Consider the following 14105-nt stretch of genomic DNA (forward strand, 5'->3'; position numbering starts at 1 on the left):
ATCCTCCTAAAGATTTACCCCCATGCCCCTAAGATCTCTGTATAGTAAACTAATTGGCAATCCTACAATATTGAAATAATCTCCTTCTATTTTCTCAACAAGAAGAGCACCTTTCCCTTGTATTCCATAACCGCCTGCTTTGTCAATATACTCTTCAGTACTTATATATTTTTCTATTTCTTCTTCTGATAAAGAATAAAACTTTACAGCGGTAATACAATAATTGAACTTACTACAATTATTATTTTTATCTATAACAGTATATCCAGAATATACATAATGAATATTTCCACTTAAATTTTTTAAAAATTCTATTGCCTCATTTCTATCTTTAGGTTTTTCTAGAACCTTATCTTTAAAAAATACTATAGTGTCACATCCAATGACTATTCCCTCTTCTCTTTCGCTTACTTCCTTTGCTTTTCCATAAGATAGCTTACTTATATACTCAACTACATCGCCATCATACTTTATAGATGATTCATCAAAGTTACTTGGACATATAGTTGCCTTATCTGTTATTGTTTTAATAAGTTCTGCTCTTCTTGGAGATGATGACGCTAAGATAATCTTCATTTAAACCTCCTATAATCTTTTGTACAATACAATCACAAGAATTATCCCTATTATTGTCATTATATTAATATCAAGAATCAATGAAAAAGTAAGCTTAATAATGCCTAAATCCAAATATAAAGGTTTTGAAAAACCTAATGAATATGTAGACTCCATAAAAGAAAGCACTTGAAACTTTGACCCTAATATTTCTCCAACTAATGTACCAGAAATAGCTCCCATGAATATTAATAAACACAAAAGTCCAATTTTATTCTTTTTTATCTCTCTCAAATTTCCCGCCCCCATCATATCTAATATAGTTTACCATTTACAATAATTTTAAACAAGTACGATAAATAAAAAAAGGAGCTATTAAGCAAAATACTAATTGCAAAGCTCCTTTTTACTATACTAAACATTGATATATCATTTTGTTTATTTCACCAACTTTAGATTTATCTATCTCATCTGGTAATTCATTTATAAATTTTTTCAACTCATTTGCCTTATCAAAGCCCTCTTCTTTTTTGTCGCATTGTTCTAATTCTTTACACCATTTTTTTAAAGACTTAATTTCTACGCTAGACACTGAATTATCCTTAAGCTTATCTACAACAGTTATAAGACCTTTAATCATTTCACCAATTTCCTCATTGGCAATATTTGAATATGTAACATCTTTTTTTATTTTCGCTACCGCAACACCTTTAGATTCTATCATTGCGATAATTTCATCTTCATTTCCACTATTGCAAATAGAATAAATAACTTTATACCGACCATCTTCTTCAGAAATAAATGACATTCCTTGCGAATTTAACTCACCATTTACCTTATCTGCATTTTCTTTCATTCCAAAAACTCCACATTGAATAATATAAAACGTTGTAGTACTACCCTCTTTAGCTATATTTTCACTATCTATAGTACCCGATGTTATGGTAGTTTCACCATCATTAATATTATTTGAAAATGCACTACTATCTTTAAGAAAAACATTAAATAAAGCTGTAGCAAATAAAGTTGATCCTATAAAAATTACCATTAATGTGAAAGTAACTACTATAATATCTTTTCTTGATGCTCTTTTTGCTTTTACTTTAGAATACCTCATTTTATCCCCCCCAATGTATATAGTAATCTATATTCATTGAGTGGAACATTTATTCTTATCTATTTAATATAATTAAACTTTTATTTTTATCTTCAAAACTAAAGTAATCTTTCAATATCCTGCTAACAGAAAAACCGCAACGTTTTAGAAAAAATAATGTATTATCTTCACTGGAAACACCAATTTCTATTTTATATATGCTATAATCCTTACTTACCTTTTCTGTAAATTCATTAAAAATTCTTTTTTTCATTTTTTCTGGTATATCATCTGAAATTTTAAATAAAGAAAGCCACAATCTATTATAAAAATCAAAATCTATTCTTCCTCTAATAATCCCAATAATCTCTTCATATTGATTTTCAATTTTTAAAAATAACTCTCCTCTATAATATAATGTCTCATTTATTTTTTCCTCAATAGAATTAGATGTCAAATAACATTTTAAATCAATATCATTTTTTACTATAAAATCATATATAGATGGTATATCTTCTTTCAATACCTTTGATATATTGTAATTATATAATTCTGATATTTCACATAGCATTTTCTCACCATCCTTTATATACAATATTCTCTATATGATGAGAAATTCCTTCTTACTCCATAGCTATTAGGGAAACACCTAAAATATTATTTTCTACTTTTAAAGTTTCAAGTAATGCATATAAATCTGCCTTTAATGATGATATATCCATAGTAATAGTAACATTTGCTGTATTATTTATTGGAATATCTTGATTTATAGTTAATATATTTCCTCCACATTCGGCTATAATATCCAAAACATTTGATAATGTTCCTCTTTTATGTCCAACAGTTACTCCTATAGTTGCTTTTTGTATTATAGCACCATCAGATAATTTAAATACACCATCTTTATATTTATAATATGTGCTTCTGCTAATGCCTACTAACTTAACGGCTTCCGATATATCCTTTGCACTTTTAGAAGTCAATATCTCTTTTACTTTTAAAACCTTAGGTAAAACCTCTGGTAATAACTTTTCATCCACTACTATAAATCTACTTTTCATTCTAATCCTCCAAGGCAATCTTTTTATATTTCACATTATTTATTTCTAATAATTCCACTGCATAATCATCTATTCTATAATCATTTAAATAATATACACAGTCAATTCCTGATTGAATTAATGCTTTAGTGCAATTAAGACACGGAAAATGAGTTACATATATGCTACATCCTTTAACGGCTATACCTTCTTTTGCACAGTAACAAAGGCAATTAAGTTCTGCATGTTGAGTTGCTATACAATGTCCATCTCTCATCACATGACCTATATCATCACAATGTGGTGTCTTATTTCCTACAGAACCATTATATCCAGTAGCTACTATCCTATTTTCTTTATTTACTATAATTGCACCTACATTAGCTCTATCACAAGTGCTTCTTTCTGCTGCAAGAAGAGCTAAATTCATAAAATAATTATGCCAACTTTTTCTCACTCTTACCTTATTACTACTTTTAACTATTTCATAACTTTTTTTATTCACTACGTACTCCCCCAGGACTTTTATTTATCATACATTATTTCATAAATGAAGTTAAAACACAATTTTTATTAATTTATTGTATATTTTTTTATTTTTATCTTCATTTCTTCTACCTTATCATAAACGCTGTTAAATACATTGTAAAATTCTTTTGAATGATTAGGTATCTTCATATGAGATAACTCATGAAATATTACATATCTAATGTACTCTTCATCTAATTTCACCAAATTACAATTAAGTATTATTTTATTTTCTCTAGGATAATAAGCACCCCATCTTCCTTTGTAAAATTTGTATTCTATTTTGGGTTTATCGGTATAATTTTTTCCTAGAAAACTATCTACACACTGATTAAAAATAGGTGTTATTATATAAGCACATTTATTTTTATAAAAATCTTTCAACAACTTTATCTTTAATTTTTCATCATCTTTCTTTATATATATAATTATAACATTATCAATAACTTCAACAGCATTTTTATTACAATGAATAACCTCTACTTCATAATGCTTTCCTAAAATCATTGCATTGTTACTTTCTAAAAAGCACTTCTCACCAATATCAATAAGACTTTCCTTTTTATTGATTATTCTTCTTACTTTACTTATGTTTTTTAAAATCACCTTTTCTATTTCATTGTCACTTACAAATTTAGGCGACTTTATAACTAAAAAATTATCTTCTATAGATATTTTTATTGTTTTTCTATTTTCTTTTTTTATTTTTATTTCATATCCATCAATATTCATAAGTTAATTCAAATTGCTTGTAGTAAATTTCTTACCAAGATAATTAAAAACAAGCTTTTTAACTTCTCCCCCTTCATAAACTACACTTTCTAAAGTACACCTAATATTTCTTTTATTAAACTCTTCTTTATAAAAATCTTTTAACCTTTTTTCTACATCTTTTTTAGATTCAATTATAGCTTTCATTTCTCCTTTGCACTCTTTTGAAACAACTTTAATAAGATTATCTCTTCTCCATCTTTCATTGTCTTTTTTCATCTTATATAAAATATAATCTAAATTATTTCTTAAAAAAATAGGCCCTTCTAAATCTTTTTCGTATTCTTTAGTTCTATATGAATTTCCATCTTCTAAATTACTTAATACAAATAAATAACCATAGTCATAAACACTTCTAAGTAGTCTTCCAAATATCTGCTTCATCTTTATAATACTTTGAGGATAATTTAATGTATTGTAATTTATCTTTTTCTTTTCCATAATAGAAGAATATAACGGATCTCTCATAGGAATATTAGGTATTTTCTCCATCACCACAGTGAATAAACCATCACCTGGTATATCTACCCCTTCAAATAAACCTCTAGATCCAAAAACTACTGCTTTAGTTAACGGATCTCTTAACTTATTACATTGTTTCTTATTATCAAAAATATCATACTCTAGATCATTTAATTCTTCAATAATACTCTCTTTTACTTTTTTCATCCTCGAAGTTGATGTAAATAGTACTAAAATATTACCACCAATATTTTTAGCAATCTTTAATATAACATTACTAACACTTCTTATAAATTCCTCTTCCCTATTATACGAATATCTTTCGATATCCGTTGGAATAGCAATCACACTTCTATTTTCATAATCAAAAACTGGCTTTTCAATTAAATCTTCTAATAATCTTTCTTTATCAATCATAGAAATACCTAAAGAATTTTTGAAATTATCTAAAGTACTATCGATTCTTATTGTAGCTGATGTCATTACTAAACTAGTACACTTATCTAAAATTTCTTCTTTAAATAAATAATTTACTGATAATGGCACCTTTTTTAATGTAATTTTTGATAAATCTTTTGAAATATCTATAATAGCACAATAACTATCTGTAGTCTCTCCAATAACAAAATTTATAGTTTCCTTAAATGCTTTTATCTTATTATTAAGTAAAATAAGTGGATGCTCTTTTGCATCAGTTTCTTTAACTACTTCATCAATACGTATATAAATCTCGTCTAATTGAATTATTAAATTTTCTAAAATACTTACAATAAACTGAAATTCCTTAAATGTAAAAACAGTATTTATCCCCCAAAAGTTATCTACTGATGAATACCTATCTCTTATTGCAACCATAAGTTCATCAATTGTTTCATATACTTTTACTATCTTAGCTTTTACATATTCAACATTTGCTAAAGATAAATTATTTTTTGTTATAAAATCCTTTAAAAATCCATAATTTTTACTAGTATTATGTATCTCTCTTAAAAGAGATATTATTTCAAAATTACTTACTTCTTCTGTAAAAGCTTTAAAACAATTATCATTTAAATTATGTGCTTCATCTAACACTATGTTATCTATTTTTATCTCTGGATACGGCCACTTTAAAAATAAAGAATGATTAATTACTACTATGTTGCTATTTTCTAACTCATTTATTTTGCAATAATAATAACAATTAGTACCTTCATTACACTTTCTTCCTGTACAAGTCTCACCATCACTTGTTAAGAAATTTAAATGATACTCTAACTTTTTAAAATGTTTTCGTGCCCAAAAATTTATTTCTTCAACATTTCCGTTTACCGTCATTAATCTACTTACAAATAATATAGAAAGAATATCATCTAAATCTGGCTCTATAATATCTTCTAAATATGATTTTATCTTTTTATTGCATAAATAATTACTTCTACCTTTCATACACGTATAATGTATCTTTTTTTCTAATCCTAAAGTAGATATTAATCTTGGTATGTCCTTTTCTATTAATTGATCTTGTAATTCTTTAGTGGATGAAGAAATAAATACACGTTGATTATTTAAATATGAATATACTATACTTGGCAATAAATATCCTATGCTTTTTCCAATTCCCGTAGGAGCTTCTATTATAGATATTTTTTTATTTTCTAGTGTTCTTCTAACATGTTTAGCTAAATTATATTGACCTTCCCTGAATATATACTTAAATGAAGGTGTATCAAATATTTCCCCTTCCTTTAATAACTCCTCATATTTTTTATAGTCAATCTCTCTCTTACTCCACTTTTCTACTATAGTATCTTCTTTTAATTTTACTTTTTCCATGTATTCATTAATATTTTCCGGTGGATTTAAATAATCACACCAACTCCACCTATTCTTCTCAGTAAACCATGCTGATATTGCTAAATAATCTAAGGTGCTATTAAAATATTTTATAAGTATACTATTTACTACATATATTGTATCTATAGAATCTTCTAATCCTCTATGCATTTCATCTCTATCTATAGTAGTAACTGATTTAATCAAATAATCTAAATTATATTCTTTGAAATAAGGAAATAAAATAGCTACTAATTCCATAGAATCTAAAAACTTATTACTTTTATCTATATCTTCTTTTATATAATATTTCAAAAAAGCTTTTTCAAACTCTGCATTATGGCAAACTAAAGGCATATCTCCTATAAACTCTAAAAACTCCTCTTTTACTTCCTCTAAACTAGGTGCCTCTAGTAACATATCCATAGTTAGTCCTCTACATAATTGAAAAGTAAACTTAGGCACAAACCCTTCTGGTCTAATAAGAGTTTTATAAGTATATACCTTATCATCTAAGACCTTAACTGCTCCTATTTCTATTATTTCACCTTTATGCTTTACAGTATCATTTAAGCTAGAATCTAATCCTGTAGTTTCTATATCCATAAATATAACATTTTTCAATATGCTTTTTAATTCTACTTCTTGTATTGTACCTTTCATTAAAATTACCTCAATAATTTTTCTTATATTTTATCACAACAAAGGATATTCTACTATTATCATAAGAGTTTTAAATGGAGGTTACAATGAAAAAATATTTATCATCGTTTCTAATAATAATCTTAATTTTATTTAGTTTAAAAGAATTTGGCTATGGTTCTCAGATTTCAAATACTGATTTAAAAAACTTTATAGACAATTATTTTACTAGTTACTTTGAAGATTACATAACATTAACAGAAAATACATCTAATAAATACACTGAAGAAAGTAAATCAACGCTAATTTATAACACTATTCATAAAAATAAGATCTACCTTTATAAAACACTTGATACCCCTTATGAATACTTTAATTCTAAAATAATATATAAAAATATATCAAAAAAAGAAAATAAATTTCTTGTAGATTTAATTCTTTCAGTATCATATAAATATAAAAATGCTACTTGCCATTCCAAATTATGCAATATACCTTATAAACTAGAAATTATTACAAAGCCTGAACTAAAAATTTGTAAAATTGAAAGGACTTTTTCAGAAGATGAATCATTGCTATATGAAATGGACATTAGAAGTGAAGATATTCCTATGGAAACTTTAAAGAGCTACCTTAAAATAATTGAAGAAAAAAAATGTGATGACATTGATAATATAAAATCTATCTCAAAGGAAAACTTTTTTTCTAATAATGAACTAACTAGGGAATACTCAAATTATTCATATAATAATGGAATTTTATATGCAGAAAAGTTCTCCACATCATATAATCCCTTATTCTATAGTGCACCAGGCGATTGTACAAATTTTGTATCACAATGCATTTGGGCTGCATATGGTGGATATGATTTTTCAAATAAAAAAATTTCTTATGAAAATATAAAACAAAAATATAAGATGATACCTGGCTCATGGCATGGTAATGAAGGTGGTGGAACTCCAAACTGGGAATCTGTTGAAAAACTATATAACTATTTATGCAAAGAAAAAACCATAGGACCAAATGGTAGTTCCTTAAATAACAATAAGACTTTTCAATCTTTAGCTCCTTCATCAATATCCCTTGGAGATGTTCTGCAATTTGGTTCAATTAATAAAAGATATAGTCACTCTGTTTACGTAACTGCTATTAATAATAACGGTACTAAATATAGCGATATATACATATCTCAACATACTGCAGATTTATATAATAGAAATCTTTTAGAGCTTATATATCTTTTTGGTGGTACAGATTGTAATATGAGATGCATAAAACTTAAAAACTCCAATTTTGCTTAGAAAATTATCAAAATCAATAAAAAAAGGAAACGTTCAAGAGTACTAGTTTTAAACCATTTTACCTTGTATCCGTTTCCTTTACCTATATTTATTTAGTTATTTCTTTGAAATTCTCTTCTATTTTATCTGCATTTTCTGATACAACAAAAAGAACATAATTTCCTTCTGTTACTACCTTGCTAGACTTAACTAGCTCATATTGATCAGTATTATACTTACTCCAAATATCCTTTAATATTTTACTTCTCTTTTTTATTCCTGCTTCTACCTTCTCAATATCTTTCTTATCCTTTACTTGAAATACTGCACATTCACTAGCACTTTCATCTCCTATCGGTACTCTAACTACATAACTCTTTAATATTGATTTATCTATTCCATAATTATCATCGAAAAAGTCTGACTTAATATCCATTTGACTTGGCTCATCTATGTTCTTTGTTATTTTCTCTAAAACATCTTCTGCTGTTAATGCATTTGACTTATTATCCTTATTACCAAATGAACATCCCATAAAAGTTACCATTAGTGAAGCCCCTATTACTATTATAAATATTAAATTTCCAATCTTCTTCATACATTTCTCTCCTTATATACTAAAATTTATAATATCCTTCAATATTAATTGTATATAATTTTTCAACAAAAGTCGATTTATTTCTCTATAAATTGTTAAAAATAATATTTCTTGTATAAAAATAAAAATCTACTTTGTATTATATTTTACAAAGTAGATTTCATCGTCTTGGTGCAGGTAGCGGGACTTGAACCCGCACGAAAATTCATTCACTACCCCCTCAAGATAGCGCGTCTGCCATTCCGCCATACCTGCATCTTATACATTTTATTATAAATAGATAAAAATTATTGTCAATACCTTGAAATAAAATATAAGTTCCTATGTATATAGGAACTTATATATATTATAGTAAAAATTTACTTTTGCTACATATTTATCTGTTTCAACAAAAGGTATATTATCTAAGTCTTCACCATTTTGAGAGTAATTTGAATCATTAAGCCATTTATCTACACTGCCAGGTCCTGCATTATAAGCAGCAATAATAACATTACGATTCCCATTAAACTTATTACTAAGATAATTTATGTACCATGTACCATACCTTATATTTATGTCTGGATCAAACAAATTGTCTTCTTCAAAGATACTATTATTAATTTTTTCAGCTATCCATTCTCCTGTAGATGGTGTAACTTGCATAAGACCTAATGCTCCCTTACTAGACCTTGCATCTTTATCAAAATTACTTTCTGCCTTTATTATAGACATAATAAAGAAAGGATCTACGTCATTTTCTTCTGAGTACTTTATAACAATATCTTTATATTTTAGAGGAAATATAATCTTCATAACTGGTTTGAATGATATACATACCAAGACTACTACTAGAATTAATATTACAAATCTACATAATTTTTTCATACCCCACTCCATCTTTTAATATACTAATGATCTTATGATATGTTTCTTCAACTTTTCCATCATTTTTTACTATAAAATCTACATGTTTAGCTTTCTCTTCCTCACTCATTTGAGCTTTTATTCTACTTAAAACTTCTTCTCTAGATATTCCATCTCTTTTTATAACCCTAGATATTCTTGTTTCCTCATCTAATGTTATTAGTATGTTATAATCCATAGATTTATGAAGCCCATGTTCTATCAAAGTAGGTGCATCAACAAATACAACTTTTCTCCCCTTAGATCTTAGTATATCAATTTTTATTTCAATTTCTTTAATTATATAAGGAATTGTTATAGCTTCTAATTGTTTTCTTTTTTCATCACTATTAAAAACTATAGAACCTAATTTCTTTCTATTTAATTTTTCATCTTCAAAGCAATCTTCACCAAATTCGGATCTTATTCTTTCATTTATTTCCTTATATTTATTCAATATCTCTCTACTAATAATATCTGCATCAACTACATCAAATCCATTTTCTCTTAAAAATGATGAAACTGTAGATTTTCCACTTCCTATAGTACCGGTAAGTCCAATCTTTATTATTTTATTTTGCTTCATACCATGTCTTTCCAACATTCTCATCCACCTCAAGTTTCACTGAAAACTCAATTACATTTTCCATCTCTTCTTTTAAAAGTATTTTTACTTTTTCAAGTTCTTCTTTTTTCGCATTTATTATAATTTCATCGTGCACCTGAAGTATTATAGAACTATCTAAGTTTTCTTTTCTAAGTCTCTTCCATACATTTACCATAGCAAGTTTAATTATATCCGCTGCGCTGCCTTGTATCGGTGCATTCATAGCTAATCTTTCTCCTAATGCTTTAACTATCTTATTACTAGATGATATTTCAGGTATAAATCTTCTTCTATTCAAAATAGTTTTAACATAAGAACATTTTTTCCCATCTTCCTTTAACTTTGATAAATACTCACTAATCTTAGGATATCTTTCAAAATATATATCTATATATTTTTTTGCTTCTTTTTTAGATATCTTTAAATCTTCACCTAATGCAAAATCTGAAATACCATAGATAATACCAAAATTAACTGCTTTTGCTGCACTTCTCATTTCAGATGTAACTTCATCTTCATTTACTCCAAAAACTTCTGAAGCAGTTTTAGTATGTATATCTAAATGAGAATTAAAAGCATTAATCATATTTTCATCTTCAGACATATGAGCTAATACTCTAAGTTCTATTTGAGAATAATCCGCTGATAAAATTACACTATCATCATCAAATGGCACAAATACTTTTCTTATACTTCTACCCATCTCAGTACGTATTGGTATATTTTGAAGATTTGGTTCTGTTGATGAAAGCCTTCCTGTTGTTGTAACAGTTTGGTTAAATGATGAATGTATTCTTCCATCTTTATCTATAACATTTTTTAATCCTTCTATATAAGTAGAATATAATTTTGCCACATGTCTATACTCTATGATTTTTTCAACTATAGGATGCTTATCTTTAAGCTTCTCTAATACATCTGCATTAGTTGAATAACCTGTTTTAGTTTTCTTTATAACTGGCAAATCAAGCTTTTCAAATAGTATCTTACCTAATTGTTTTGGAGAATTTATGTTAAATTCTTCTTCACTTAAATTATATATATCTTTTTCTAAGGTTATTATTATATCCTTAAATTCTTTTCCTAGCTCATCTAACTTATCTTCATCTACCTTAAAGCCTACTTCTTCCATAGATGCTAAGACTTCAACAAGAGGTAACTCAACATCATAATAAAGTTTTTCCATATCTAATTTTTTTATTTCTTCTTTTAAATTTGCAAATAACTCTTCTAAATAACTACATGCTATATTTTCTTCTATTTCTTCTCCTAAAATATTGAAAACTACATCCTTAATATTATAACTTCCTCTAGAAGAATCAATTATATATGCAGCTATTTCTGTATCAAAAATAACATTTGTTAAAGCAATATTATGTTTTCTCAGAATAGTATAAAGATTTTTAGCACTATGTATTACCTTATTATTTTCACCTTGAAAAATATCTTTAAGATCCTCTATATTTATAGAATCTATATCAACATCATAAACTTTTCCATCAACAGCTATTTCTAAATTACTTAATTCTATTGTTGAAATTTTATCTGAATTTTTAACACCATAAGTTATAAATAATTTATCATCTTTATTTATTTTTATATCTTCAACATTCTTTATAGGTACTATTTCTATATTTCTATCTACCTTTTCTTCTTTCGGCAACTTTGCTAGGAATGATTTAAACTGTAATCTAGTAAATTCTTTTCTTAGTCCATTAACATCGTATTCTTCCTTAGATTTGATTTCATCTAAATTTATTTCAACAGGAACATGAGTCTCTATAGTAGCTAATTTTTTCGAAAAAATTGCTTGCTCTACGTTATTTTCTAGATTTTCTTTCATCTTTCCTTTAAGTTTATCTAGGTTAGATAATAAGTTTTCAATACTTTTATATTCTTTAATAAGTTTATATGCTGTTTTTTCTCCAATTCCAGGTACTCCCGGGATATTGTCTGAAGAATCCCCCATAAGACCTTTGACATCTATAAATTCTGTTGGAGTTACACCATATGTCTCCATCATCTTACTAGCATCATATATTTCCTTTTCACCTTTATTTTTAGTTAAAACAACTTTAATTTTGTCAGTAGCCAATTGAAGAGCATCTCTGTCTCCTGTTACTATGTAAACCTCTAAGCCATTACTTTCTGCATAATTACTTAAAGTTCCTATAAGATCGTCTGCTTCAAAGCCATCTATTTCAAAAATATTTATCGCCATCATCTTTAGTATGTCTTTTAGTATAGGAAATTGCATAGCAAGCTCATCTGGCATCTTCTTTCTTCCTGCTTTATATTCTTTATACTCTAAGTGTCTAAATGTTGGTGCTTTTCTATCAAAAGTAGCCACTATATAATCTGGCTTTATATCATCTTTCACTTTATCTAGCATATTTAAAAATCCATATATTCCATTTGTATGTGTTCCATCAGCTATAGTTAATGTTGGAACAGCATAAAAAGCTCTATTCATTAAAGAGTTTCCATCTAAAATCATTAATTTTTCCATATTTACCTCCAAGGATTTTAATCTATAATATTATAACAGATTATAGATTATAAAAATTATATTACTGAAAATTTATATTTAGTAGTTCTTTCATACACTTCACCTTTTCTTATAATTGAATTTTCTTTAAAAGCCTGATTTTTACCAATAGGTAAATTCTGAGTTTCAAGACATAATGCTATCCTTCTATTTTTATCTTTCTTACTAAAAGGTGTCTTCTTCATAAAACAATTACCACTATAAAATATCACTGCTTCATTGTTAGTTGTAATCTTCATATGTCTACCTGAATTATTTTCCCACAACTCTATCTTCCCATCCTTATCATCAAATAATAATGGATGATCATATCCATCTGCAAGTGCAAGTTGTTCTGACCTTTTATCTATATCACTTCCAATGGTTTTTCCTTTTCTGAAATCAAAAACTGTATTTTCTACAGTTTCTATTTTTTCAGAAATATCTCCATTTTTTAAAATTGGTAAAAATCTATCTGCATTTATTTTTAGATAATGATTTAATATATTTTCTTTAAAATCTCCACTTAAATTAAAATAACTATGATTAGTTATGTTTATAACAGTAGTTTTATCCGTAGTGGCTTTTACTTTAAATTCTAATTCATTTTCATTATTTAATGAATACATAACCTTAGTTTCTACTGTTCCAGGAAATCCTTCCTCTCCGTCTAATGAAGTATATTTTAACTCAATAGATACCTTATCTTTTTCAGAAATAGATTCTACATCCCATACTCTTGAATGAAATCCACTTTTTCCACCATGTATATGAGTATCATTTAAATTTAAGTCTAAATTATAATTTACCCCATCTATCGTTAGCTTTCCTTTATATACCCTCCCTGATATTCTACCTATTACACTTCCAAAATGAAGGAAGTTTTTTAAATACTTATTTTTATCCTCAAATCCTACTACTATATTTTCGAAGTTTCCATATCTATCTGGAGTTATAATTTTTGTTATAGTGGCTCCAAAATTTATTATTCCTATAACAATACCATTATCATTTTCCATAGTATATTCCACAAGATCTGTGCCATTAAAAATTCCTACTTTTTCTTTACTTATTCTCATATTTCTTCTCCCTCGTATAATTAATTTTGTAGTGAATTTAATATGTATTTCCAGTAATAAAATTCACTACAATATGCTAAAGATTACTGGAAATTATATATACTGTATAGAATTACTCCTAAATGTCGATATTTAAAATATGAATTGGCATAGGGATATTCTGTTACTCCTTGTTGACCACTAACGTGGTACTTCTTTAAAAGAGTGTTTCCCTAATTAT

The 14105-nt window shown here is 26.7% G+C and carries 14 protein-coding genes and 1 tRNA gene; 1 reads left to right on the plus strand and 14 read right to left on the minus strand.

Going from position 1 to position 14105, the window contains the following annotated elements:
* Positions 1–6 precede the first annotated feature (6 nt).
* From KQI30_RS13325 to KQI30_RS13360, 8 genes are all read right to left on the minus strand, one after another.
* Positions 7–576: a Maf family protein gene (locus KQI30_RS13325; protein ID WP_216463836.1), complete on the minus strand. Its 570-nt coding sequence runs from the start codon at positions 574–576 to the stop codon at positions 7–9.
* Positions 577–585: 9 nt separating this feature from the next.
* Complete coding sequence (locus tag KQI30_RS13330; RefSeq protein ID WP_216463837.1) at positions 586–849, minus strand: DUF4321 domain-containing protein; 264 nt, start codon at positions 847–849, stop codon at positions 586–588.
* Between the two features lie 115 nt (positions 850–964).
* Positions 965–1672, minus strand: a complete 708-nt coding sequence (locus tag KQI30_RS13335; RefSeq protein ID WP_216463838.1) for an SPOR domain-containing protein — start codon at positions 1670–1672, stop codon at positions 965–967.
* A gap of 55 nt (positions 1673–1727) precedes the next feature.
* Positions 1728–2222, minus strand: a complete 495-nt coding sequence (locus tag KQI30_RS13340; RefSeq protein ID WP_216463839.1) for a GNAT family N-acetyltransferase — start codon at positions 2220–2222, stop codon at positions 1728–1730.
* 52 nt (positions 2223–2274) lie between these two features.
* Positions 2275–2712 carry an ACT domain-containing protein gene (locus KQI30_RS13345; RefSeq protein WP_216463840.1) on the minus strand — a complete coding sequence of 146 codons (438 nt, stop codon included), beginning with the start codon at positions 2710–2712 and terminating at the stop codon, positions 2275–2277.
* Between the two features lies 1 nt (position 2713).
* A complete protein-coding gene (locus tag KQI30_RS13350; protein WP_216463841.1) occupies positions 2714–3196 on the minus strand; it encodes a deoxycytidylate deaminase in 483 nt (160 codons plus the stop codon).
* A 68-nt stretch (positions 3197–3264) separates the two neighbouring features.
* On the minus strand, positions 3265–3951 hold the full coding sequence (locus tag KQI30_RS13355) for a M48 family metallopeptidase (RefSeq protein ID WP_216463842.1): 687 nt from the start codon (positions 3949–3951) through the stop codon (positions 3265–3267).
* Positions 3952–3954: 3 nt separating this feature from the next.
* Positions 3955–6930, minus strand: a complete 2976-nt coding sequence (locus tag KQI30_RS13360; protein ID WP_216463843.1) for an exonuclease domain-containing protein — start codon at positions 6928–6930, stop codon at positions 3955–3957.
* 86 nt (positions 6931–7016) lie between these two features.
* Here KQI30_RS13360 and KQI30_RS13365 point away from each other — a divergent pair, with 86 nt between their 5' ends.
* Positions 7017–8210, plus strand: coding sequence for an amidase domain-containing protein (locus KQI30_RS13365; RefSeq protein ID WP_216463844.1), 1194 nt, complete (start codon positions 7017–7019; stop codon positions 8208–8210).
* 88 nt (positions 8211–8298) lie between these two features.
* Here KQI30_RS13365 and KQI30_RS13370 read toward each other — a convergent pair whose 3' ends face one another.
* From KQI30_RS13370 to KQI30_RS13395, 6 genes are all read right to left on the minus strand, one after another.
* A complete protein-coding gene (locus KQI30_RS13370) occupies positions 8299–8787 on the minus strand; it encodes a DUF4358 domain-containing protein (protein WP_216463845.1) in 489 nt (162 codons plus the stop codon).
* A gap of 169 nt (positions 8788–8956) precedes the next feature.
* A tRNA-Leu gene (locus KQI30_RS13375) sits at positions 8957–9042 on the minus strand.
* A gap of 66 nt (positions 9043–9108) precedes the next feature.
* A complete protein-coding gene (locus KQI30_RS13380) occupies positions 9109–9654 on the minus strand; it encodes a lytic transglycosylase domain-containing protein (protein ID WP_216463846.1) in 546 nt (181 codons plus the stop codon).
* The gene (gene coaE, locus KQI30_RS13385) at positions 9638–10276 is read right to left on the minus strand and encodes a dephospho-CoA kinase (RefSeq protein ID WP_253287507.1); all 639 of its coding nucleotides are present in this window, start codon (positions 10274–10276) and stop codon (positions 9638–9640) included. The genes KQI30_RS13380 and coaE overlap by 17 nt, the downstream gene beginning before the upstream one ends.
* Positions 10245–12788 (minus strand): DNA polymerase I, encoded by a 2544-nt coding sequence (gene polA / locus KQI30_RS13390; RefSeq protein WP_216463847.1) that lies wholly within the window; start codon positions 12786–12788, stop codon positions 10245–10247. Before polA ends, coaE begins: the two co-directional genes overlap by 32 nt.
* A 56-nt stretch (positions 12789–12844) precedes the next feature.
* A complete protein-coding gene (locus KQI30_RS13395) occupies positions 12845–13885 on the minus strand; it encodes an aldose epimerase family protein (protein WP_216463848.1) in 1041 nt (346 codons plus the stop codon).
* Between the last annotated feature and the right edge of the window lie 220 nt (positions 13886–14105).

The sequence above is a fragment of the Clostridium bornimense genome (assembly GCF_018917145.1).
Classification (GTDB): Bacteria; Bacillota; Clostridia; order Clostridiales; family Clostridiaceae; genus Clostridium_AN; species Clostridium_AN bornimense_A.

Coding starts and splice junctions, on each gene's coding strand:
- KQI30_RS13360 (WP_216463843.1), bottom strand. CDS start 6,930: ATGAAAGGTACAATACAAGAAGTAGAATTAAAAAGCATATTGAAAAAT.
- KQI30_RS13325 (WP_216463836.1), bottom strand. CDS start 576: ATGAAGATTATCTTAGCGTCATCATCTCCAAGAAGAGCAGAACTTATT.
- KQI30_RS13355 (WP_216463842.1), bottom strand. CDS start 3,951: ATGAATATTGATGGATATGAAATAAAAATAAAAAAAGAAAATAGAAAA.
- KQI30_RS13335 (WP_216463838.1), bottom strand. CDS start 1,672: ATGAGGTATTCTAAAGTAAAAGCAAAAAGAGCATCAAGAAAAGATATT.
- KQI30_RS13380 (WP_216463846.1), bottom strand. CDS start 9,654: ATGAAAAAATTATGTAGATTTGTAATATTAATTCTAGTAGTAGTCTTG.
- KQI30_RS13370 (WP_216463845.1), bottom strand. CDS start 8,787: ATGAAGAAGATTGGAAATTTAATATTTATAATAGTAATAGGGGCTTCA.
- KQI30_RS13365 (WP_216463844.1), top strand. CDS start 7,017: ATGAAAAAATATTTATCATCGTTTCTAATAATAATCTTAATTTTATTT.
- KQI30_RS13345 (WP_216463840.1), bottom strand. CDS start 2,712: ATGAAAAGTAGATTTATAGTAGTGGATGAAAAGTTATTACCAGAGGTT.
- KQI30_RS13395 (WP_216463848.1), bottom strand. CDS start 13,885: ATGAGAATAAGTAAAGAAAAAGTAGGAATTTTTAATGGCACAGATCTT.
- coaE (WP_253287507.1), bottom strand. CDS start 10,276: ATGTTGGAAAGACATGGTATGAAGCAAAATAAAATAATAAAGATTGGA.
- KQI30_RS13340 (WP_216463839.1), bottom strand. CDS start 2,222: ATGCTATGTGAAATATCAGAATTATATAATTACAATATATCAAAGGTA.
- polA (WP_216463847.1), bottom strand. CDS start 12,788: ATGGAAAAATTAATGATTTTAGATGGAAACTCTTTAATGAATAGAGCT.